Origin of the sequence: Ruegeria alba (assembly GCF_022321465.1) — a bacterium.
Classification (GTDB): domain Bacteria; phylum Pseudomonadota; class Alphaproteobacteria; order Rhodobacterales; family Rhodobacteraceae; genus Ruegeria_B; species Ruegeria_B alba.
Genome location: NZ_JAKOEM010000033.1, coordinates 1 through 21,597, shown reverse-complemented (window position 1 = coordinate 21,597; position 21,597 = coordinate 1). Strand labels below are relative to the sequence as shown.

Genomic DNA, 21,597 nt, shown 5'->3' with positions numbered 1-21,597 from the left:
GTGAAGAGCCGAGCAGGAAGACTTCAGCCGCTATTTTCGCCGCGCTTACACATCGACTTTTTCAACAGCATCTCCGCGTTACGGACCTTCGACCACGCTAGACTGAAAGACTGCTTCGCGGACCAAGCCGACGGCAGGCGTTGGGCAGGTCACAGATCCATTGCAGACACCCGCAGACACGCCATTACGCCAACGCTGCGGTCTGGGCGGTGGCCGGCTTCACTCGACGAAAACGAGGTGGCGGCTTAAGATGTCTCTGCACCGACGCGATCAGATACAACGCTCGAAACTGATCCATATCAAGCCAGAACGTTCAACGAGATTACAGAAGCAGCATGGTCTTGGGAGGACTCGCGATGACCGCACATCAGACAACAGCCATCCGCGTCTGCGCGACCCTTTGTCTGGCGGCGGGCTTGGCCTCTGGCGCACTGGCCCAGAGCGGGTCGCTCGAAGAAGCTCTCGAGGTGCCAGGTGCCCGCGTGACCATGCCCGTCGAGGCGGCAAAGGAGCCGTTTCCGAAGGACTTCGTGACCGAGGCGCAGAAGGCTTTCAACAGCTTTCACGCCCAGATGGGCGGCGACCACACGCTCTACTACCTGCAGAACGTCAGCTCGGTCATGCGGACCGATCTGGTCGTGCCGAACGCCGAGTACAGGCCGTTCGAGTATGCCCTCGACCCGCGCATCCCGGAGATCGTCATCGAGACGGACAGCGAAGGGCCGCTGGCGCTGAAGGACTACATCGTCCACCCGACCTTCCGGCATCAGGCGGTGATGATGGTGCACGAGGGCAAGGTCGTCTACGAGGCCTATCCCGGCATGCTGCCGACGCAGGTGCACCTCTGGTCCTCGTCGTCGAAGACGATCACCGGGCTGCTCGCCGCGAGGTTCGTCGTCGATGGTCGGATCGATCCCGAAGCTCCCGTCACGCAGTATGTCGCGGAGCTTGCCGGCACGGCCTGGGACCCGGTGCGCGTGATCGACCTGATCAATCACACGTCCGGGCTCGATCTCGAAGAGAACAACACGTCGATCCTGAACCCGCAGTCGGTGTTCGTGCGCTTCCTGCTGTCGGTTTTCGGCAGCCCCGACCGGAGCGTGGAGATCGAGGACTGGCTGCAGGTTCTTCGCGAAGTCGAACCGCTCCCTGGCGAGGCGCCAGGCGAGAAGTTCCGCTATTCCTCGCTCAACACCCACGTTCTGGGGATGGTGATCGAGGCTGTCACCGGCTTGCGGTCTTCCGACGTCATCGGGCAGGAGCTCTGGGGCCACCTGACCGCGCGGATGCCCCTGCTGGTGCATCTCGCGCCCGACGGGCAGCCGCTCAACCTCGCGATCATCTCGTCCACCCTGCAGGACATGGCCCGCTACGCCACGCTCTGGACGCCGAGCTGGCGCACCTTCTCCGACACCGAGATCGTGACGCCCGAGATGCTCGACCTGATCCGCTCCAGCGGCGATCCCGTGGCCTTCCGGGGCGGGGCCAAGGAGGCACAGGCGATCGGCCTGTTCGCCGAGCGGCCGGTGAAGGGCGCCTACCAGTTCGACTTCATCTTCGAGGACGGGGCCCTCTACAAGCACGGCAACACCGGTCAGGGAATCTACATCGATCCCGAGCGGGATTTCGTCGCCGTCATGTTCTCCGCCACGCCCTACGTGCCGCCCTACGGCGAGATCAAGCTGCCCGCCTACATGCGCGCCGCCGCGAAGATGCTGGCGGGAGAGTAGGATACCTCGCCGACGCAATCCGCCGAAAGGACCTTCACCATGAAGATCGGTAATCCCATTTTCCTCGCCCTTCTCGTGAGCCTCGGAACAGGCGGACTCGCGCGGGCGCAGGACGCCTACACCATCCCCGACGACCTGACGCCGGTCTCGGAATGGGCCGATGGTTTTACCGCCGACGAGGCTGAAGCCTTCCGAAAGGCCTACTCTGCCGCAGAGTTCTCGAAGGGAAGTGACATCACGGCCTTCGCCTATCTCAACATAGCCGAGGTGCTTCCCAACGCACTGATCTCGCGTGGACCAGGCCAGGTCTCCGAATTGGAAACCGATCCGATGCCACGGATCGCCGATGTGGTCGCGACCACCGATCTCGGCACGATGCCGCTCTCCGCGGCCATGGCCGATCCGCGATCACGCATGCAGGGATTCATGGTGCTTCACGAGGGCAGGATCGTCTTCGAGGCCTATCCCGGCATGCCCTCCGACGCGAAGCACATGTGGGCCTCCAGTTCGAAAACCATCACCGGCTTGCTGATCCACATGCTCGCGAGCGAAGGCCTGGTCGATCTGAATGCGCCGATGTCGCAGTACCTCGCATTCACCGAGGGTTCACCATTCGGCGAGGTCAAGGTCGAGGACGTTCTGCATATGCGGACGGGCCTGAACTATGAAGAAACCCACGCCAACATCAACAATCCCGAGCACCCGGTGGCTCAGGCATTCGGAGCCGCCCTGACGGCGCGCGGCGTGCCGATCGGGCCGGGCATGCGCGACCTCGTGATCAAGGTCGAGCGGCACAGACCCCCGAACACAGCGTTCGAATACTCCACGTACAATACGCAGATGCTCGGCGACGTCGTCGAGGAGGTGACGGGGATGCCCTGGAACCGGGTGGTCAGCGAGCGGATCTGGAAGCATGCCGGCATGGACGGAGACGGACTGCTCGCAATCTCCGCCGCAGGAGAGCCGCTTACGGGTGGGCTCTTTTCGGCGACCCTGCGGGATTTCGGCCGCTATGGCATGCTGTTCACGCCAAGCTGGAGCATCGTTTCGGATGAACGCGTCGTGCCCGAAAACTATCTCGAGTCCGTGTATGCAGCCGTCAATCCCGACATATATCTCGAGGCTTTCCAAGGGCCGCGCATGGTCAAGGCATTCGGTGAGGACGACGCCCCCCGAGGTCAGTCCTATCAGTGGGACGCGATCTTCGAAGACGGCGATCTCTACAAGGCGGGCCTGGGCGGCCAAGGGATTTACGTGTCTCCGGAGACGGACACCGTGGTCGTCTATTTCTCAACGGTCTGGCAGAACTCGCTGTCGATTGCTTCCTACGCCCGGGCAATCGTGAAGCAGATGTTCCGGGGCAACTGAGGCATTTGGAGGAAATTCATCATGAAGCGCACCGCAGTTATTTGGGCACTCCTGTGCACCAGCCTCGGAGCGACTTCTGTGGCCTTGGCGCAGGAGACCTATCCCATCCCCGATGACCTGACGCCGGTCTCGGAATGGGCTGACGGGTTCACCGCGGAAGAGTCGAGGCGGTTTCTCGAAACCTTCAATGCAAAGAGCTTCGTCATCGGCGATGACATCGGCACCTACGGCTTTCTGAATCTCAGCGAGGTGTTGCCGGTCTCGAAGGTGTTCCGTCAGGGCGAAGTGGCGGATCTGGAGGTCGACATCGACCCCTCCATCGGCGCGTTCAAGGTCGACGGCCCGCTGGGCAACCTGACCCTCGAAGAGATGATTGCCGACGAACGGTCGAGGAAGCAGGGCATCATTGTCCTGAAAGAGGGGAAGATCGTCTACGAGACCTATCCCGGCATGCCCCGGAACGCCAACCATGTCTGGATGTCGTCGACCAAGGTCGTCACCGGGCTGATCATGCACATGCTGGAGCAGGACGGCCTGCTGTCGCTCGAGGACGACGTGACCGACTACATCCCCGAGTACAAGGGCACGGATTGGGAAGGTATCAAGCTGGCGGACATCCTGCATCAGCAATCGGGCATGAACCTCGTCGAGAACGCGGCGAACATCGCCAATCCGGAAACTCCGGTCGCGCGGGCCTATGCCTTCTCCTTCAATCCGAAGGGGGCGACGCCCGATTCCTCGCTTTTTGCGATCATGCGGGACGTGGAGCGCTACAGGGAACCCGGCACGAAGTTCGACTACTCAACGTTCAACACGCATATTCTCGGCGTCGTCATCGAAAAGGTGACCGGTCGGAAGTTCACCGATGTCTTCAGCGAGCGCATCTGGTCCAGGGCCGGCATGGAAGGCGACGCGGAAATGGCGACGACGCCGATCGGCGAGCCGCTGAACGGCGGAGTGTTCGCCGCGAGGCTGCGGGACAAGGCGCGGTTCGCCCTCCTGTTCACCCCGAGCTGGCGAACCGTCTCCGACAGCCAAGTGGTGGATGATACCTACTTCGATAAGGTCTACGCCACCGGTAATTCCGCCGCCTTCTTCAACCCGGAGAGCGACATGGGCCGTCGAATACTCGGGGATTTCGACGATGCCCCGACCCATGCCTCGTACCAGTGGGATGCGGTCTTCGAAGACGGCGATCTCTACAAGTCGGGCAAGAACGGTCAGTGCATCTACGTCTCTCCGAGCAATGACATGGCGGTCGTCTGGTTCTCCAACACCTACGACAATTCTCCCTGGTTGCCGATTTACGCGCGCGCAATCGTGAAGCGGTTTTCCGATGGTCAATAGGGCCCCAGAAAGCGCACCAATTGTCATCACGAAAGGAGTGCATCCGTGAGATCTGCAATTCCAAGATGCCTCGCGACAGCGCTGAGTCTTGCGCCCTGCTTCGCGATTCCGGCTCTTGCCGACGACACGCCATTCGTGAAGCAGGCCTTCGACGGCTACACCGCCGAGGAGGTGCGCGGCTGGGTCGCCGACCTGCAGCTCGCCGATGCGCTTTCCGTCGGCCGCCCGCTCCTGTGGTTCAGCACGAACGGCGCGCAGGTCTTTCCGACCGCGGTCATTCCGGCGCGCAACGCCGCCAGCACGTTCGAAGCGGCGCCGATGGCCGATGTTCCGGGGTTCACGGCCGAGACCGCCCTCGGCGCGATGCCGCTCGCCGAGTTCATCGAGCATCCGGAAAGCTACACGCGCGGCTTCATCGTCATTCACGAGGGGAAGATCGTCTACGAGACCTATCCCGGCATGCGCCCGGCCGATTTCCACATCACGGCCTCCGCATCGAAGGTCTTCGCTTCGCTCGTGGTCGATGCGCTGATCGACGAGGGCCTGATCGACGAGAACGAACCCATCGGGACGTATGTGGAGGGTCTCAAGGGCAGCGCGTGGGAGCAGATCGCGGTGGTCGACGTGCTCGACATGGCGACCGGCCTCGACGCCATCGACGGTCCCGAATACTTCGCGGATCCGAACTCCATCATCGCGCGCATGCTGACCGCGGAGATGGGCAACTCGGACGAAACCATGCTCGAGGTCATGCGGGAGGCCCAACCCGTCGCCGAGCCCGGCGCCGTCTTCACCTATTCCTCGATGGCGACGCAGGCGCTCGTCTTTCTGGTCGAGGGGGCGACGGGCAGGCCATGGGCTGATGTCTTCGACGCGCGCATCTGGTCGAAGGTCAGGGCCGACGGCCCGATGCAGGCGCACCTCTCGCCCGACGGGATCGCCCTGGTCCATGGGTTCATGTCTGTCGGTCTCCGCGATCTCGCCCGGTTCGGGATGCTCTACACCGACGACTGGGATCAGGTCGCGACCGAGCGTGTCGTCACCCCGGAGATCCTCGAGCGCACGCGCTCGCCGCATCGCACCCGCGAATTCTATCTGGCGGGACCGTCCGGCCAGAACTTCATGGACCGGCTGGGGGACCAGACCGTCAGGACGGGCGGCCGGCAATGGGACGCGATCTGGGACGACGGCGATTTCTTCAAGTCCGGACTGAACACGCAAGGCATCTACGTCTCGCCGGACCGCCGCGTCGTGATCGCATATTTCTCCAACGATCCGAACCAGACGATCCAGAAGTATCTGCGCCCGCTCGTGACATCGGGGCTGTTCGGAAACTGAAGCGAGGGATTGGCCTGAAGAAAGGGGCGCCATCGACGGCAATCAGAAGGAAAATTCAAATGACGAAAAAAGACCATGGTTCGGAAAAGGGGCCGCTTCTGAACCGCCGCACGGCGCTCCTGAGTGGAGCCAGTGCCGCTGCGATCATGTCCACCCTGCCGGGCGCAAAGCTCGCCTTCGCCGAGGCGACCGACGCCCCCTCCGCAGAACCAAGCGGCGAGATGCGCGACCTCGTCGCGGCGCTGCACGAGGCGGTGGATGCCGACGCGACGGAGGTGCAGGAGATCTACAAGGATCTCCACGCGCATCCGGAACTGGGGTTCATGGAGACCCGCACGGCAGGGGTCGTCGCGAAAGAGCTGCAAGCCCTCGGCTTCGAAGTGAAGACGGGCATCGGCGTCACCGGCGTTGTCGGCATCCTTCAGAACGGCGACGGGCCGGTCTTCATGTATCGGGGCGATATGGACGCCCTGCCGATCGAGGAACAGACCGGACTGCCCTATGCGAGCACCGTCCGGGTCACCAACCTCGAAGGCGTCGAGGTGCCCGTGTCCCACATGTGCGGGCACGATGCCAACACGACTCTCGTGGTGGCCGTGGGCAAGGCATTGGTCCGCATGAAGGACCGCTGGTCCGGCACCCTCGTCCTCGTCGCCCAACCAGCGGAAGAGCCGATCGAGGGCGCCAAGGCCATGATCGACGACGGTCTCTACACGGCGCATGGCGTCCCCGAGCCCGACTACTTCATGGCGATGCACACCGGGCCCCTTCCGACAGGGACTGTGGTGCTGACCGGCGGACGCCTGAACACCGGGTCACAGCATATCGACGTGACCTTCTTCGGCTCCGGCGGCCATGGCTCCTCGCCGCATGTCGTGACGGATCCCATCGCCATGGCCGGCGCGGCGATGACGCAGTACCAGACGATCGTCTCGCGCATGATGGACCCGACGCAGACATCGGTCCTGACGATCGGCATGGTGAAGGCGGGAGAAACCTACAACGTGATCCCGACCGAAGCTCACCTCAAGATCAAGCTGCACTACGAGACCGTCGAAGCCGGGGAAAAGATGGTGAGCAGCATCCGGAGTATCAGCGAGAATGTCGCGCGCTCCTTCGGCATATCATCGGACGACATGATGCCGAGGGTCGACGTCAGAGGCTACGCGCCGCCGGTGGTCAACTCGCGAGACTGGATGGCGCGCATCGCCGACGTCCTGCGGCAGGCCAAGGCGGCCGACCTGACGCTCGACGCCGAGCGCGCCATAGAGGCCGTCGCGCTGTTCGATCTGGAGGCCCCGGCCTCGGACGATGCCTTCGCCCTGATCGACGGGATCGACGGGGTGCAGGGCGCCTATATCTTCATCGGCGCGGCGCCGCCCGACATGGTCGCCGCGGCCCGCGCGGATGGCCACGAGTACCCGTTCTTCGTTCACCAGCCGAACTACATCGTCGATCCGGACGCGATCACGTTCGGCACGAAGGTCGCCACCGTTATCGCCCTCGATGCGCTTGGGAAATGAACCGTTCCAGTCAGTCGGTCGGGGTATTTGGACTTACCGGGGGACTGTCAGACTGCACGAATGAGAAAGGAAGCAAACCATCACACATGACAAATTCGGCTGCCCATGCTGCAGCGGCACTTTTGGCGGGTTGTTCGCTGTCAATGAAACGGTGCGTAACCTCAAGGACGAGGCCGCGAGCGGAAAGGGCTGGTCGTGCAACTGGGGGATCGACTGGATGAGTATGGGCCGCCGGGATTTTATGAAAACTGGTGCCGCAGGTGTGGGACTTGCGGCCATGATGACCGGGTCCAGCAAGGCTCAGGCGCAGGACACGGCCACGACCGTTTTCACCAATGGCACCGTGCTGACGGTGGATGCCGACTTCTCCGAGGCCGAAGCCATCGCCATTCGCGGCAACCGCATTCTGGCCGTGGGAACGGAGGCCGATGTCCGCGCCGCAGCAGGAGGAGACGCCACGATCGTCGACCTCGACGGCAGGATTGTCCTGCCGGGCTTCATCGACGCGCATACCCATGTCATTTCCGGCTCTGTCGTCGACTCCATCATGGACTATGTCGGAATGGCACGGTTCACGACGGCCGCCGAGGTGCTCGACCACATCGCGGTCCGCGCGGCGGAGACGCCCGCCGGAGAATGGCTCGTGTTCCGCAACTTCGACCCCGCGGTGCAGGAGGGGCCGGACGCGCTGACCTTCGCGGAGCTCGACCCGATCTCGACCGAGCACCCGATCTTCGTGCTGAACGCCTCGGGCCATCTCGCCTACGCCAACTCGAAGGCCTTCGAGGTGTCGGGCATCACCGAGGACGTCGAGAACCCGCCGGGCGGCGAATTCGTCCGCGACGCCGATGGCAACCTGACCGGCTTCATGAAGAACAACGTGGCCTTCCTGCAGGTCGCCTCGAACTATCCCGCGATGATGGCTGCCGACCCGGTCGAAGGGCTGATCGGCCTGCTCGACAAATGGGGCGCCGTCGGCCTGACCACGGTGTCGGAACTGAGCCTCGGCGCGCTCGCGCAGTCGCCTGCAGACGCGCAGGTCATGGCTGCGGCAGCGCAATCCGGACGCCTCAAGGCGCGCATCCGGGCCTATCCATTCTACACCCTCGGCACCGAGGCGTGGGACGAGGCCGGCATCCGACAGGGCGATGGCGACGCCATGGCCCGCATCGCGGGGTTCAAGCTGGTGGCCGACGGCTCCAACCAGGGCTTCACCGGGTTGCAGCGCGAGCCCTACCTGAACAGCGACGACCGCGGCCTCGCCTACATGTCCCGCGAAGAACTGACCGCCATGGCGCTCGACCGCGCAGACAAGGGCTGGCAACTCGCGATCCATGGCAATGGCGACGCCGCGATCGACAACATCCTCGACAGCTGTCAGGCGCTGGCTGATGCCGGCATCGACATGTCCCGGGTGCGGCCGCGGATCGAGCATTGCTCCATCCTTCACGACGAGCAGATCGAGCGCATGAGGGCGCTCGGCGTGTCGGCGAGCTTCCTGATCGGGCATGTCCACTACTGGGGCGTCGCGATGCGCGACGAGGTCTTCGGCGCGGAGAAGGCGCAGCTTCTCGACCGCTGTCGCAGCGTCGAGGAGGCCGGCATCGGCTTCACGCTGCACTCGGACTTCCTCGTGACCGACCCCGATCCCCTTCACATGATCGAGATGGCCGTGACCCGCCGGACATGGAAGGAGCCGGACTACGTGCTCGCGCCGGACGAGCGGATCTCGGTCGAATCCGCCATCCGTGCGATGACGTCCGAAGCGGCGTGGCAACTCTTCTCCGAGCAGGAGGTCGGCAGTCTCGAGGCCGGCAAGCTCGCCGATTTCGTGATCCTCGACAACGACCCCCGCACGGTCGATCCCGACACGATCAAGGACATCAGGGTCATCGAGACCTGGATGGACGGCAAGCAGGTCTACGCGTCCTGACTAGCCGATGCGGGGCGGAGCAACGAGGCGACTAGGGATGGCGGCTCAAGGCTTTCTACCAGTCATACGGCGAAGCTAGGCGAACTAGCGCTTTGGGCTCAAACCGGACCTTGCCATTCCGGTGTCAACCAGCGCAACCGGCCCTTTCCGGACCTTCACCCCGTTTGCAGTCTCCGCGGTGCGGCATCACCGGGCCAGCCATTCGCCGCGACCGCAAAATCTCAAGAACGGCAAGTTGACAGACCGTCCGCGCATCCGAGTCGAAACGAAGGGCCTGATACCTAAGACCTTCTTCCAGACACCGTCGAGGCAGCAGGAGCATGCAACGTAACCCCGGATCAACTTGGGGCTGGAATGCGTAGGGCTCTGTAGTCGTTCTAGGAATGACCTTTGCCACTGTCCTCCTCGGTTTCTTCATCGCAAAACCGGAAATCTTTACGGAATGGAAGGGACTGAGCCAATGCTTCTCCCCACTCAGCGGCTGCCGGGGCGTCTTTCAGGGCCGCAGGCATCCCACCTGGCAGAGGTCGTCGAGGGGCGAGTTCCTTGGCACAGTGGATCGCTTTCCCATTCGGCCAGAGGGACGTTTGTATCTACCTGTGCTTCGAAAACCGGGCGCCGCCGGCAATGTGAAACCAAGCTATTCGCCTGACTCCCTGTTTTCCTGAAACTCCCCTTCGGACCGGTATCGCATCGGTGACACCCCGACCCAGCGCTTGAAAGCACGCCTGAAACTCTTGGGTTCGGCGTATCCAAGGCGCGCGCCGATTGCCTCGATCGGCAATTCAGTCTCGCGCAGGAGTTCGCGCGCGCGTCGCTGGAGCACTTCTGCGCGAATCTTGCGGAAGGACACGCCTTCGGTCTTCAGCGCGCGCTGCAAGCTTCTGGGTCCAACGGCCAGAAAGCGCGCCGCAGCTTCTTCCGATAGAATGACGTTAGGATGCATGATGTCCATGATCTGTCCGACGGATTCTCGCATCGTTTGAACCGGTTTGACCCCCATAAGCGCTCCCAGTTCCTCCAGCGACAAGTCGCGGTCCGATCTGGCCCTCCCGGGATTGAGCGCGGCCAAGTCGGACCTTCGGATTGCGATGCCGGGTACAGCGCATCCCAGGCGGACCGGAGCCCCTGTCAATTCTTCAAGAGCTTTTACTTCACCCGCATCGGTCTCGGGGAGCTCGACCCAGTCAGGTTGCCAATCGGGGCCTAGGAAATAACGCGCCACATGGCCGATCACGAACAGTGCGCCTTCGTCGAGATGCCTGTGTCCGATCACAGAAAACTCGCGGGAATCACGACCAACAACGAGGTGCGCGTGGGTTTCCCGAAGCACTATTGTCGATCCAGGATGGGTTAGGCACAACGCCCGCCGTCCCCGGTCAAGTGCCGTTGCCAGGTCGGGGGCGCCCAAAACATAGCTGGCATAGGCCCCATAGGTCCCATAATCGAACTCGCGCCCAAGCCGCGCCCCCAGGTGCCGGTCGCCGATAGAACGCGCAACGGATTCGACCACGATGGCTTCGGATGTATAAGGCAAGAAACCTTTCGCTTTCAGAAACATGCCCCGGTTAAGCCCCTCGGACTGCAACGCCCTGTCGACTATGTCGCGAGGGGCGTAGCGATCCAGCAATTCGATCACGTGGCCGACTTCGATAAGGTTCACCAGATTTCTTTTCATGCCTCGATATTGTCGGAAAATGACCGGTAGGACAATGTTAGGATTCTCCTTGAAATTGAGTCCCACCCTCTCGCAAGACCGACCGTTGACGGAAAGGTCGGCTGACGGGCGAAACACCAAGCAAGAAGGAGATAAGAGGAATGGGTATGAATCGAAAAAACCTCATCGCAACGTTCGGCGTTGCCTTGGCCTTGTTCATGGCAATGCCCATGCCGGCGGATGCAAACCGACAGCGCGCCAAGAACACGATCGGCGGCGCGGTCATCGGGGCTGGCGTCGGATCTCTGGTTGGGGGCAGCAGCGGTGCCCGGGCCGGAGCGATTGTCGGCGCCATCGCAGGCGCCACGAAATAAACCGGGGACCTGAACTGGTCGGGAAAGGAAGTTTTTTAATGTCGAATTCTGTTTTGAAACACGCGGTCGTTGCCGTCTGTCTTGTCACTCTCGCAAGCGCGGCCCAGGCCGATGAAGAGATGGAGCGCATGCTCGACGAGGCGATGCCGCACATGCATCACAGCTGTGAAAGTGTGCTGGAAACCTATAGCAACGATGAAGAGGCGGTTGCCGGGATCGTCCGCCTGATGGTTGCGGTCTCGCTCTACAACCGCCAGATCGACGTGATTGCCATGGTTCCCGACGAAGCAAAGCGCGCCCAGCTCCCGGACGAGTTCACCGAGGAACTGGAAGACGCCTGCGACGACGATCCCGGCCGGCTTCTCGCCGGGGCCGTGGATGACGCGGTCAAGAACACGATGGCGGCCGTCGACTGAATGCGCGCGCCGGATCACCATCACTTTGCTGGAGGAAAGAAAATGACACCTGTCAACCTATCGCGCGCGGCCTGTTTTGCACTGGTCGCGGGGTTCTGCATGTCCGGGGCGGCCACGGCCCAGTTCGCCGATGACAGCCTCGACGCCCTCGTGGACGCCCGCGAGATCCCGGTTAACGTCGACAACTTCATCCGTGCCGCCACCGATATCGAGTTCGGCAAATATGTTGCCCTCGCCGGAGGGGTGAACAGGTTCTACCACTTCCGCGAGATGATGCCCGTCGACAATCAGACGACCGTCAGCGCGAACCGGGATACGCTCTACAGCACCGCGATCATCGATATCAGCGAAGGCGCCACATTCACCCTACCGGATGTCGGCGACCGCTACATGTCGGCGATGGTCATCAACCAGGATCACTACCTCAACGAAGTGTTCCACGGTGGCGGCACCTACAGGCTGGATACGGAGACCTTCGATACCGACTACGTCGCAGTCTATCTGCGCATTCTCGTGGATGCGACCGACCCGGCGGACATGGCCGCCGTGCACGCAATCCAGGACCAGATGTCGATTGACGCAGCCTCGTCAGACCCCTTCATCGTCCCGCCCTATGACGAAGAGAACTACGAGGGGCTCGTAAGGGCCGCTGTCGGTTTTTACCCTTACATCCCGGACAGTTTCCGCATGTTCGGCAAGAAGGAGGATGTCGACCCGGTGCGGCACTTCATCGGCACGGCCGGCGGTTGGGGTGGGTTGCCTGAGCATGAGGCGCTCTATGTCGGAAAAACGCCGAACCTGACGGTCGGGGAATACAAGTTCGAGGTACCTGCAGAGGTTCCGGTCAAAGATTTCTGGTCGGTCAGTGTCTATGATGCGAACCGTTATTTCGCCCCGAACGCACTCGATTCCTATGTCATCAACTCCGTCAGCGGGACGTATAACGAGGACGGCAGCATGACCGTTCACCTGGGCGGCTGTGAGGACGGGCGCGTGAATTGCCTGCCGCTCGTCGAGGGGTGGAACTACACCGTGCGGCTCTACAGGGCGGCGCCAGAGGTCCTCGACGGGTCGTGGGCCTTCCCCGAAGTCCAGCCAGCAAACTGACGGAAAGGACAAAGAACATGAAACGCCTTCTTCTTGCCCTCGCGCTCTGCGCGCCTTTGCCAGTCCTCGCCGAGGAGATCACGATCCAGACCCTGATGCGCGCCGAGAGCGACACGATGTTCCGGCTCGGTATGCAGACATACGGTATTGGCGTGGGCGAGATCGCCCATGATCGCGAGGTTGTCTCCGCCGATGGGCCGCAGCCGGTGATCCGACCCAACCAGGACACGCTCTATTCCGCCGCCATCATCGACCTGGCCGAGCCGGTGACGGTGACGCTGCCCGAGGGCGACGGACGGTTTCAATCCGTGCTGGTGATCAGCCAGGATCACTACAACTTCGCCTATGCCAAGCCCGGGTCCTACGAGCTGACCGAGGACGAGGTCGGGACCCGTTTCGCGATGCTCTTGTTCCGCACCTTCGTCGACGCCGGCGACCCGGACGATGCCGCCCGTGCCCATGCCGTGCAGGACGGGATTGTCCTTGAAGGCGGCGGAACCGGCCCCTTCGAGGCGCCGGACTGGGATCTCGAGGCCCTCGCCGCGGCGCGTCAGGCGGTCAGCGACCTGGCCGCGGTCGTCGGGCTCGAGTCCACCACCTCCTTCGGTCGACGGGGCGAAATCGACCCGCTCGACCACCTGATCGGAATGGCGGGCTGGGCTGGGCAACCGGGATCCACGGCGCAGGGCATCGTCGACGCCGTCGAGATGAATGACGGCGAAACGCCCCACGTGGTGACGGTCAGGGATGTTCCGGTGGACGCCTTCTGGTCGATCACCATCTACGACGCCGAGGGCTACCTGGCACCCAACGATCTGGGGCGGAACAGCTACAACAACACCTCGGCCACGCCGAACGATGACGGCTCCTACACCATCCATTTCGGCGGCTGTGAGGATGGCCGGATCAACTGCATCCCGATCACGCCGGGCTGGAACTATACGGTCCGGCTCTATGAGCCGCGCGCCGAAATCCTCGACGGCAGCTGGGCCTTCCCGGATATCCTGGCCGTAAACTGATAACGCCACGGCCCGCGCACCGCGTGGGTCGACCGACGAGAGGAGGGAGCCTTCGATGTTGATAAAATCGCCTGTCCAAATCGCCAGTTGCGCTGTGTTCCTGACGTTTTCCTTGGCGAACGGTGCAATTGCCGAGGACAAGCCGCGCCTCATCCTCCAGATCACTGTGGATCAACTGCGCGGCGACCTGCCCTTCCGCCACTACGACCAATTCGGCGCGGGCGGCTTCCGCTATCTGATGGATCAGGGCGTCTATTATGACAACGCCCACCATGCGCACGCCAACACCGAAACCGTCGTCGGCCACACCACGCTGGCCACCGGCGCCAATCCGGCGGCCCACGGCATGGTCGGCAACCTCTGGTACGACCGCGCCACCGGGCGCACCATCTACAATGTCGAGGACGCCGACTATCCGCTCCTCACCCAGGGTGCCGACGTCAACCCCGAGACCGAGGTCGACCCCACCCAGCTTGCCGCCAGTTCCGATGGCCGCTCGCCCCGCGCCATCCTGACCACCACCTTTTCCGATGAACTCACCATCGCCACCCAGGGCCGCGCCAAGGTCTTTGGCGTCTCGGTCAAGGATCGCGGCGCCGTCTCGATGGCAGGCCACACGGGCAAGGCGTTCTGGTTCTCCAAATCCGCCGGCGAATTCGTCACCTCCAGCTACTACTATGACAGCTACCCCTCTTGGGTGACCGACTGGAACGCCAAGGATTTCCTGCAGAATTACCTTAACACCTCGTGGGAGCTGACCCATCCCATCGACAGCTACCTCTTCGGTGACCGCGACGATCAGGAATGGGAAACCGACCTTGCCGGGTTCGGACGCACCTTTCCGCACCCCTATTCCACCATCGATCCGCTGTCGTGGAAGAACGACCCCTATTTCGCCACGCTTCTCACCTTCAGCCCTGCCGGGGACGAGATCACCGCCGATTTCGCCAAGACCCTGATCACAGCCGAGGGGCTGGGCCAGGATGATATCACCGATTACCTGTCGGTCAGCTTTTCGGCGACCGACTATGTCGGCCACGGCTTCGGACCCTCCAGCCTGGAGGCCGAGGAAAACCTGATCCGGCTCGACCGCACCCTGGCCGATCTCTTCGCCTTCATCGACGCCGAGATCGGGCTTGAGAACACCCTGATCGCCCTTTCCGCCGATCACGGCACCCCCGAGGCGCCGGGATACCTGGCCGAGCTGGGAGAGATGGGCGGCTATGTCAGCCCCGAGCACTGGGCCACCCAGCCCGCCGCCGACCGCATCCGCGCGCGCTTTGGCCTGACCGGTCCGCTGATCGCAGGCTATGACCACCCCTACCTCACCCTCTCGGACGAGGTGCACAGCCGCACCGACATCGACCTTGTCGCGCTGGAAACCGCCATCGCCGAGGAGCTTTCGGCCTTCGAAGGCATCGCCTTCGCCGTGCCCTCATCGCGCATTCGCACGGGTGCCCTGCCCGACAATGCGCTGATGCGCGCCGTGGCCAACAACTACAACCCCGACCGCTCGGGCGACATCTACCTCGTGACCAGCCCCGGCTGGTTCATCAACGATTTCGACGGTCTGTCGGTCACGGTCACCCATGGCTCGCCCTGGCGCTATGACACCCATGTGCCCATCGCCTTCGCCGGTTTCGGCCTCGCACCTCAGCTGGTCTCACGCCGGGTGCACACGGTCGACCTGGCGCTGACGCTGGCCGCCATCGCAGACACGCGTCCACCCGACGGCTCCGCAGGAGAGGTGCTGGGGGAAGTCGTCGGATACTAGGTGCCTCGCGGCGATGCAGAGTGGAGACAGTGATTGGGTCAGATTGAACGTCGGCTTCCAGCTTTTCGAGCTGACGGGTTCGAGGTAGCAGAGAAGGACCGCTTCCCGCCCATCGTGTCGGACGCTCCGCCTAAGACCGAGGTCGGCTGAGGGCTCAGGGCAGTCATCTGAGTAGATCGGTCAGATGACCGGTATGCGCTGCAACCTGGTCTTTCGCCGACCGGGGTTCGTGGCCCCGGTCGCCGAGATGCGGAGCCTAATCGGGCAGCTTTGCATCGATAGTTTCGAGGATACGACGGACTCGTCGGATTTCCTCGTCGAGCTTGTTGACCTGGCATGTGTCTGTGGCGTTGGCCCGCTGGGCCTGCAGATACTGCAGTTCGTCTTCGAACATGCCACGCCGTTCGACGAGCCAGTCGTACTCGGCCTTCTCCTCTTTCGTGGCCGGACCCACGACCCTGGCGGTTCCCTCGATCATGTCGATCTTCACGTGATCGGGGTGCGGCAGCGGTTCGGGCAGGTCGGTGATGCCGAGCTGTTCTCGACGACGCAGTTCCTTTTCCCACTCGACCTTGTAAGTGATTGCGGTATCCAGCCACTGATCGTGCAGGATCTTCCGCGAGCTTTCGACCGATGCCAGCAATTCCGCAAAGAGCCGCTGCGCCCGATGCTGGCCTTTCGCGGCATTCACCGCAATAGAGCGCATGACGGCCTGCGCCATGGGGATCGTCACGCGGCGATGCCCTTCGTTGATCGTGATGTCCCGGTAGGCTTCATCGAGAATGATGTCCTTCATCCTCTCTTCATGCAGGCCCGGGCGCTTGTTCTTCGAGCCCCTGGGCCGGCCCTTCGGATTCCCCGACTGCCCCGGTTTGAACCGGGTGTCTTTGGGAGGCTTTCCATATCCTACGTCGTAGCCGGTACGGCCTACCAAAGTGCGCTTGTTCTTGCCGACGCTCATTCTGCCGCCTCCAACAGTTTGGCGCTAGCCGGCGGTGCCCAGCCGCAGAGAAGCTGTTCCGCCTCGTCCCTGGCATACGCCTCCCAGCGGGCAATGATGCGATCGCAGTAAATGTCGTCCAACTCGCAGAGATAGGCGCACCGGCCGGTTTTTTCCGCGGCGATCAAGGTTGAGCCGGAGCCGCCAAAAACATCCAGCACGATATCCCCCCGCCCGGAGACATCCCGGATAGCATCAGCAATCATCTGCACAGGCTTCACCGTTGGGTGAAGCGACAGCTCCTCCATACGCCCAGCCCGCATGGTATTCACCCCGCGATACTGCCAGACATTGGTCCGGTAGCGCCCGTGCTGGCCCAGCTCGAAGGTGTTGATATGTGGCGCATCGCCTTTCTTGAAGGCAAAGATCAATTCGTGTCGGGAACGATAGAACGTGCCCATCCCGCCGTTGTCTTTCGCCCAGACGATCAGGTTCTTGAGGCTGTCATAGACCGCCTGCCCCGCTGCGAGCATCTCACTCATATGGCGCCAGTCCATACAGATGAAGTGGATCGATCCTTCCACGCTGTGATCCGCCATATTGCACAAGGCCTGTTCCAGGAAGCGCGTAAACTCTGGCACGCTCATCTCACCGGATGCCATGGCAAACTCACGATGCTGTATCTTGCCCGAATTGCCGACATGGCCGTCGATCGGGACATTGTAGGGCGGATCGGTGAAGACCATCGTCGCGGTCTCGCCGTCCATCAGGAAAGTGAGGGTTCCTGCGTCCAGCGCATCACCACAGATCAACCGGTGTCGGCCAAGTTGCCAGATGTCGCCTGGGCGTACGCGCGCAGGCACGTCGCCTGGAAGGGCTTCATCGGCCGGATCACCCCCCTCTTCCGGTGCCACGGCATCCAGAAGGTTATCGATCTCTGGAATCGAGAAGCCAGTAAGCCCAACATCGAACTGGAGATCGTCTGACATCAGCGCCCCAAGCTCAGCCGCCAATAGATCGTCATCCCATCCCGCGTTCAGGGCCAACTTGTTGTCAGCAATAACATAGGCGCGTTTCTCCGCCTCGCTCATGTGATCAAGCCGCAGGCAGGGGACTTCCGATTTGCCGAGAAGCCGCGCCGCATCCACACGGCCGTGCCCCGCAAGGATCGTGCGTCGTTCATCAATCAGGATCGGGTTGGTAAACCCGAATGCCTCAATACTGTCCGCAATCTGGCGCACCTGTTTCTTCGAATGGGTTCGGGCATTCCGGGCCCAGGGTTTGAGATCGCTGATCGCGATGTATTTGACTTGGCGTGTCATACGTCAGTCCTTTCCTTCGCAAGAGCTCAGGCAACCGGTCGCTGCGCCCTTGGCGGTTCAAATTTGTGGTGAATTCGGGTCGCCTCACGCATTCGGGGCAACGCTCGTCAAGGCAACTTCGGGGTGCCAAGGCCTCATCGGCGGTGGCTTGTCCCGACAGTGTGTTCGCGCTCGGATCCTGCTGGCCAGGGGCTGTCCTTAACGAAGGGCGCCTTTGGGCAGGTTGTCCCAGCTGAGCGAAACCGCTTTTGTGATAGAATCGCTCAGTGTGAACATAACATGAACGTATGCAACCCGAAAACCCCACAATTTTGGCCGTGACATCAGAGCCGAACGCGCGTGCACGATATCTGGCGCCGCCGGCATTCCTAGCCGCGTTCAGTGGTTCCCAGAAACACCTGAAGGCCTTCCCTGATACGGCTGGGGGCTTCCCTGAATCTGACGGGTCAATTCCCTGTTACTCAAAGAACAGGGAAACCCGCGATAAGCCACTGTAATCACGCGTAAAATCGTCCGTGGAATCCCTGAAATGTGCTGATATTGCCCCTAATCTCGGCGAAAATCCCTGTTAATTCCCTGTAAACGGGAAAATCTTGGCTGAGACCAGTTCGCAGGAGACTGCGACCACCACCACTCAGTCTTCCTAAAACCGTATTGGATACCTGCTCTCTGATTAGAGTTCATTTTTCCGCAGGTCACGAAGAGTGGTGGCGGTAGAGACCTCAAAATCCGTCTCAGAAGCGGACCATTTCAGCGCGATATCGACTGAAGTCTCAGCGGGGCATTTACGGGTGAGGTCTTGGGTCGGGCATGGACGCTCTAGTGATGCGGAAAGCCCAGAATCTTCGGTTGTTCGTGCCAGTCCAGCGGTAGTTCCGGAAGGCACTTCGCGTTCAAACTGCGCAAAGGACAAAAGAACGTTCAGGGTCAGGCGCCCCATGGACGAGGTCGTGTTCAAGGCCTGGGTGACCGACACGAACGACACCCCTGCCCCGTCAAAGAGATCAACCATCTTGGCAAAGCCGGACAAAGATCTGGTCAGACGCTCGACTTTGTAAACAACGATGATGCCGATGCGGCCCGCTTGGACGTCCTTGAGCAACTGCTTGAGCCCCGGGCGATCCATTGAGCCACCAGAGAACCCTCCGTCATCATGGCGATCAGAAAGCTCTGCCCAGCCCTCATGCGTCTGGCTCAGGAAATAAGCCGCACAGGCCTCGCGCTGCGCATCCAGCGAGTTGAAGTCCTGATCCAACCCTTCTTCGGTCGACTTGCGGGTGTAGATGGCACAGCGCCAGCGGAACATCGGCGTGATCCGTCGCGCACCCCAAAGAACTTGGGCCCGTTGCGGTTGGTCCCCGTCATCGCCCGCGCCACCGCCGACAGCGAGGAATAGCTTTGCCCGTTCCAGGTGGCGCCACCGTCTCCGCTGATCAGCACTTCATGCGTTGCCCCACCCCAGTCCTTCAGAATGCGGGTGCCTTCACTTGCGGTGGTTTTGGCGACATCTGGACCACCGGTTTGCCTAACGTGCCCCGAACGCGCCCTCATGATCCGATGGCATGCCTTTCGCGGACGCGGTCGCCAATGACAAGGTCGGTGACCTTCAGCCGGACAAGATCGCAAGATTGAACAGCGCGAGGTCCCTGAGATTGCCAGCAAGCTCCAGCCGGGCACGGATGGCCCAGACCTGCTTGGCCAGAAGCGGCCACTTCTGGCCGATGATGGCTTCACCGTTGTCGCGCCGGAAATCGGCAATCGTCTTGTGGTCCGGCGCCAATCGCCCAGTGAGCCAAATGACCTCGACATTGCGACCGGCCTCCCGCTCCAGCGCCGGCTGGACGGAACCCCGTTCAGATAACCGTAGATGAACAGCTTCAGCAGGACTAATGGGTGATAGCCCGGCCGTCCCGTTGACGCCGGCGACGTACGGCCAAAGCCAAACTCTGCAAGATCGATCCCGTCCACGAAAAGGTCGACCACGCGAACCGGATTGTCCTCGCAGATCCAGTCTTCCAGCCGGTCTGGAAACAGCGTCGTCTGCCCCCTATCCGTTCCCTCGATATAACCCGACATGTCCGCCTCCGATCTTTGCCGAAAGCATACATCATCCCAAGTTATTACACAGCCTCAGCCCAAAGCCGCCATTCTGTAAGTGCTCGGATTCATCGCGCCCTACTAAACTCTTCCATGTCATCTATTGTTTTCTACATCAGTCATCGCTTCCACGAGAGCCTGGCAGACCTGAAACCCGCCGACGTCTATCACAATCGCGGCGCAAAAATCCTGAAGATGAGAGAGGAGATTATGAAAAAGGCATTCCGGAAACGCCGCTTGCAGCACCAAACTGCCGCGGATAAAACTCGAACAGGAACCGATCCGGAGCCGCCGTTACAAAACAGCTTCAACTCTCCGGAAAACTATGACGACTGGCACAAGCGGTCCGCCTCACCTGGGAGCCAAGAAATGGGAGCATCAGAATGAAACGCTCACTTTTGACCCTGATGGCGGTCTTCGGCCTGGCTGGTCCGGCCGCAGCTGAAATCCCCGACATAGACTCGAGCGGCTGGTCTGTTGATCCGGTTCAGTACGGCATGACCGCCGGCGAATACATCAACGCGGAAACCAATGCCTTCTTCCTCGACTTCCTCAAACGTGCAGGGGGCGTGAACATCTTCGCGCATTTCACCGGGCTCACGACCGCCGCCGACCGATGGGTGGTGTCGCCGAACGTCGACACGATCTACTCGATCGCGATCGTTAATACGCGCAACGGCTTCACTCTTAAGCTACCGCAAGACGGCGACCGTTTCATGTCCGTCCACATCATCGACCAAGATCACACGACGCCTTACTACCTCTTCGGGGGCGGCGAATACACCTTCGCGGCGGGGGATTTCCGGACAGACTTCATCGGCATAGGCATCCGCACCGGCACGGACGGTTCACCGGAAGACGTGGCGAGGGTCGTCGAGGTGCTGCAGCCCGAATTCGCCATCGAAAACGCCGCGCCCGAAGCCGACATCCCGCAGGTCGATATCCCGCTTCTGGAGAAAGTGCGTGGCGAACTGGTCAAGGCCTATGCGGAACTGCCCAACAGTTTCGGCGCCATGGTCAGCGGCCCCGATGAAGTCAAGGATTGGGAATACTTCACCTATGTCACCGCAGGCGCCTGGGGCCTTGGGCCGGACTCGGCCTCGATGTATGCGATAGGCGGACCGGAGGACGCGAAGGCGAATGTCTGCTACACGGCGACGTTCCCCAAGGTGCCCGCGAAGGAGTTCTTCTCGATCACCCTCTATGGCCCTGAATTCTATCTGATGTCGGACAGGGACAACATTGTCAGCTCGACACGCAGCGCGGTCACGAACGCGGACGGTTCCTTCGACGTTGTTTTCGGCGGAGAAGAGTGTCGCTCTCTGGCGCCCAACTACGCCTATACGCCCGAAGACGGCTGGAGCTTCCTGATGCGCGCCTACGGGCCGGATGTCGAGGCATTCAAGGCCTACCAGATGCCCGAGGTTGTGCCGGCCCAGTGAACGGCTGAGCCAAGGAACAATCCCAGGGGGAGCCGAAGGAGTTTCGAGCCAATTTCGAACGGGCATCGAAGCTGTCTTTTGTGTTTTGCAACGAGCAGGCAGCGCTGCAGGATCAACCGCGCAAGTCCGGTTTGTCCGGATACTGTTGAAAAACTCTGCTTGAGCGATGCTTTGGCTGCTGATTCAATTCTCTTGATTTGCAGGAGAGTT

At 61.7% G+C, this 21,597-nt stretch carries 19 protein-coding genes and 1 pseudogene; 13 read left to right on the top strand and 7 right to left on the bottom strand.

Features of this window, described 5'->3' with window-relative positions; all coding sequences use genetic code 11:
* Positions 1–356: 356 nt before the first annotated feature.
* The 6 genes from MB818_RS20945 (at position 357) to MB818_RS20920 (ending at position 9,239) form a co-directional block, all read left to right on the top strand.
* Positions 357–1,730, top strand: a complete 1,374-nt coding sequence (locus MB818_RS20945) for a serine hydrolase domain-containing protein (RefSeq protein WP_234216316.1) — start codon at positions 357–359, stop codon at positions 1,728–1,730.
* A 39-nt stretch (positions 1,731–1,769) separates the two neighbouring features.
* On the top strand, positions 1,770–3,098 hold the full coding sequence (locus MB818_RS20940; protein WP_234216318.1) for a serine hydrolase domain-containing protein: 1,329 nt from the start codon (positions 1,770–1,772) through the stop codon (positions 3,096–3,098).
* A 21-nt stretch (positions 3,099–3,119) separates the two neighbouring features.
* On the top strand, positions 3,120–4,445 hold the full coding sequence (locus tag MB818_RS20935; RefSeq protein WP_234216319.1) for a serine hydrolase domain-containing protein: 1,326 nt from the start codon (positions 3,120–3,122) through the stop codon (positions 4,443–4,445).
* A 135-nt stretch (positions 4,446–4,580) separates the two neighbouring features.
* Positions 4,581–5,783, top strand: coding sequence for a serine hydrolase domain-containing protein (locus MB818_RS20930; RefSeq protein ID WP_234163519.1), 1,203 nt, complete (start codon positions 4,581–4,583; stop codon positions 5,781–5,783).
* 59 nt (positions 5,784–5,842) lie between these two features.
* Complete coding sequence (locus MB818_RS20925) at positions 5,843–7,306, top strand: amidohydrolase (protein WP_234163518.1); 1,464 nt, start codon at positions 5,843–5,845, stop codon at positions 7,304–7,306.
* Between the two features lie 130 nt (positions 7,307–7,436).
* On the top strand, positions 7,437–9,239 hold the full coding sequence (locus tag MB818_RS20920) for an amidohydrolase (protein ID WP_238906320.1): 1,803 nt from the start codon (positions 7,437–7,439) through the stop codon (positions 9,237–9,239).
* A 640-nt stretch (positions 9,240–9,879) separates the two neighbouring features.
* Here MB818_RS20920 and MB818_RS20915 read toward each other — a convergent pair.
* Positions 9,880–10,917 carry a helix-turn-helix domain-containing protein gene (locus MB818_RS20915; RefSeq protein WP_234177095.1) on the bottom strand — a complete coding sequence of 346 codons (1,038 nt, stop codon included), beginning with the start codon at positions 10,915–10,917 and terminating at the stop codon, positions 9,880–9,882.
* Positions 10,918–11,057: 140 nt separating this feature from the next.
* Between MB818_RS20915 and MB818_RS20910 the strand changes: the two genes are divergently transcribed.
* From MB818_RS20910 to MB818_RS20890, 5 genes are all read left to right on the top strand, one after another.
* The gene (locus MB818_RS20910) at positions 11,058–11,270 is read left to right on the top strand and encodes a YMGG-like glycine zipper-containing protein (RefSeq protein ID WP_238906317.1); all 213 of its coding nucleotides are present in this window, start codon (positions 11,058–11,060) and stop codon (positions 11,268–11,270) included.
* A gap of 38 nt (positions 11,271–11,308) precedes the next feature.
* Positions 11,309–11,686: a hypothetical protein gene (locus MB818_RS20905; RefSeq protein WP_238906315.1), complete on the top strand. Its 378-nt coding sequence runs from the start codon at positions 11,309–11,311 to the stop codon at positions 11,684–11,686.
* A gap of 42 nt (positions 11,687–11,728) precedes the next feature.
* Positions 11,729–12,793 carry a DUF1254 domain-containing protein gene (locus MB818_RS20900; protein ID WP_234177091.1) on the top strand — a complete coding sequence of 355 codons (1,065 nt, stop codon included), beginning with the start codon at positions 11,729–11,731 and terminating at the stop codon, positions 12,791–12,793.
* Positions 12,794–12,810: 17 nt separating this feature from the next.
* Positions 12,811–13,812: a DUF1214 domain-containing protein gene (locus MB818_RS20895; RefSeq protein WP_234137675.1), complete on the top strand. Its 1,002-nt coding sequence runs from the start codon at positions 12,811–12,813 to the stop codon at positions 13,810–13,812.
* A 94-nt stretch (positions 13,813–13,906) separates the two neighbouring features.
* Entirely contained in the window at positions 13,907–15,586 is a 1,680-nt protein-coding gene (locus MB818_RS20890; protein ID WP_234137674.1) for an alkaline phosphatase family protein, read from the top strand.
* Between the two features lie 256 nt (positions 15,587–15,842).
* Here the strand turns inward: MB818_RS20890 and MB818_RS20885 are convergent, their stop codons facing one another.
* The 5 genes and pseudogenes from MB818_RS20885 to MB818_RS20865 form a co-directional block, all read right to left on the bottom strand.
* The gene (locus MB818_RS20885) at positions 15,843–16,547 is read right to left on the bottom strand and encodes a DUF5681 domain-containing protein (RefSeq protein WP_234216324.1); all 705 of its coding nucleotides are present in this window, start codon (positions 16,545–16,547) and stop codon (positions 15,843–15,845) included.
* Positions 16,544–17,848 carry a site-specific DNA-methyltransferase gene (locus MB818_RS20880; RefSeq protein ID WP_234216326.1) on the bottom strand — a complete coding sequence of 435 codons (1,305 nt, stop codon included), beginning with the start codon at positions 17,846–17,848 and terminating at the stop codon, positions 16,544–16,546. The genes MB818_RS20885 and MB818_RS20880 overlap by 4 nt, the downstream gene beginning before the upstream one ends.
* Positions 17,849–18,521: 673 nt before the next feature.
* Positions 18,522–19,154 carry a recombinase family protein gene (locus tag MB818_RS20875; RefSeq protein ID WP_439653307.1) on the bottom strand — a complete coding sequence of 211 codons (633 nt, stop codon included), beginning with the start codon at positions 19,152–19,154 and terminating at the stop codon, positions 18,522–18,524.
* On the bottom strand, positions 19,043–19,657 hold the full coding sequence (locus tag MB818_RS22145) for a DUF2924 domain-containing protein (RefSeq protein WP_439653306.1): 615 nt from the start codon (positions 19,655–19,657) through the stop codon (positions 19,043–19,045). Before MB818_RS22145 ends, MB818_RS20875 begins: the two co-directional genes overlap by 112 nt.
* Positions 19,572–19,924: pseudogene (locus MB818_RS20865) on the bottom strand (transposase); the annotation flags it as partial. The gene MB818_RS22145 and the pseudogene MB818_RS20865, both read right to left, overlap by 86 nt.
* Positions 19,925–20,038: 114 nt before the next feature.
* On the opposite strand from MB818_RS20865, the gene MB818_RS20860 reads away from it, so the two are divergent.
* Positions 20,039–20,332, top strand: coding sequence for a hypothetical protein (locus MB818_RS20860; protein WP_238906313.1), 294 nt, complete (start codon positions 20,039–20,041; stop codon positions 20,330–20,332).
* Complete coding sequence (locus MB818_RS20855) at positions 20,329–21,387, top strand: DUF1214 domain-containing protein (protein ID WP_238906311.1); 1,059 nt, start codon at positions 20,329–20,331, stop codon at positions 21,385–21,387. The genes MB818_RS20860 and MB818_RS20855 overlap by 4 nt, the downstream gene beginning before the upstream one ends.
* Here the strand turns inward: MB818_RS20855 and MB818_RS20850 are convergent.
* A partial coding sequence (locus tag MB818_RS20850) for a hypothetical protein (RefSeq protein ID WP_238906309.1) occupies positions 21,354–21,597 on the bottom strand: 244 nt, incomplete at its 5' end. The genes MB818_RS20855 and MB818_RS20850 overlap by 34 nt on opposite strands.

What these genes read in the sequence shown, in the direction of transcription:
- MB818_RS20945 (WP_234216316.1), top strand. Translation starts at nt 357, where the DNA reads ATGACCGCACATCAGACAACAGCCATCCGCGTCTGCGCGACCCTTTGT.
- MB818_RS20940 (WP_234216318.1), top strand. Translation starts at nt 1,770, where the DNA reads ATGAAGATCGGTAATCCCATTTTCCTCGCCCTTCTCGTGAGCCTCGGA.
- MB818_RS20935 (WP_234216319.1), top strand. Translation starts at nt 3,120, where the DNA reads ATGAAGCGCACCGCAGTTATTTGGGCACTCCTGTGCACCAGCCTCGGA.
- MB818_RS20925 (WP_234163518.1), top strand. Translation starts at nt 5,843, where the DNA reads ATGACGAAAAAAGACCATGGTTCGGAAAAGGGGCCGCTTCTGAACCGC.
- MB818_RS20915 (WP_234177095.1), bottom strand. Translation starts at nt 10,917, where the DNA reads ATGAAAAGAAATCTGGTGAACCTTATCGAAGTCGGCCACGTGATCGAA.
- MB818_RS20910 (WP_238906317.1), top strand. Translation starts at nt 11,058, where the DNA reads ATGGGTATGAATCGAAAAAACCTCATCGCAACGTTCGGCGTTGCCTTG.
- MB818_RS20905 (WP_238906315.1), top strand. Translation starts at nt 11,309, where the DNA reads ATGTCGAATTCTGTTTTGAAACACGCGGTCGTTGCCGTCTGTCTTGTC.
- MB818_RS20900 (WP_234177091.1), top strand. Translation starts at nt 11,729, where the DNA reads ATGACACCTGTCAACCTATCGCGCGCGGCCTGTTTTGCACTGGTCGCG.
- MB818_RS20895 (WP_234137675.1), top strand. Translation starts at nt 12,811, where the DNA reads ATGAAACGCCTTCTTCTTGCCCTCGCGCTCTGCGCGCCTTTGCCAGTC.
- MB818_RS20885 (WP_234216324.1), bottom strand. Translation starts at nt 16,547, where the DNA reads ATGAGCGTCGGCAAGAACAAGCGCACTTTGGTAGGCCGTACCGGCTAC.
- MB818_RS20880 (WP_234216326.1), bottom strand. Translation starts at nt 17,848, where the DNA reads ATGACACGCCAAGTCAAATACATCGCGATCAGCGATCTCAAACCCTGG.
- MB818_RS20875 (WP_439653307.1), bottom strand. Translation starts at nt 19,154, where the DNA reads ATGTTCCGCTGGCGCTGTGCCATCTACACCCGCAAGTCGACCGAAGAA.
- MB818_RS22145 (WP_439653306.1), bottom strand. Translation starts at nt 19,657, where the DNA reads ATGTCGAGGTCATTTGGCTCACTGGGCGATTGGCGCCGGACCACAAGA.
- MB818_RS20860 (WP_238906313.1), top strand. Translation starts at nt 20,039, where the DNA reads ATGTCATCTATTGTTTTCTACATCAGTCATCGCTTCCACGAGAGCCTG.
- MB818_RS20855 (WP_238906311.1), top strand. Translation starts at nt 20,329, where the DNA reads ATGAAACGCTCACTTTTGACCCTGATGGCGGTCTTCGGCCTGGCTGGT.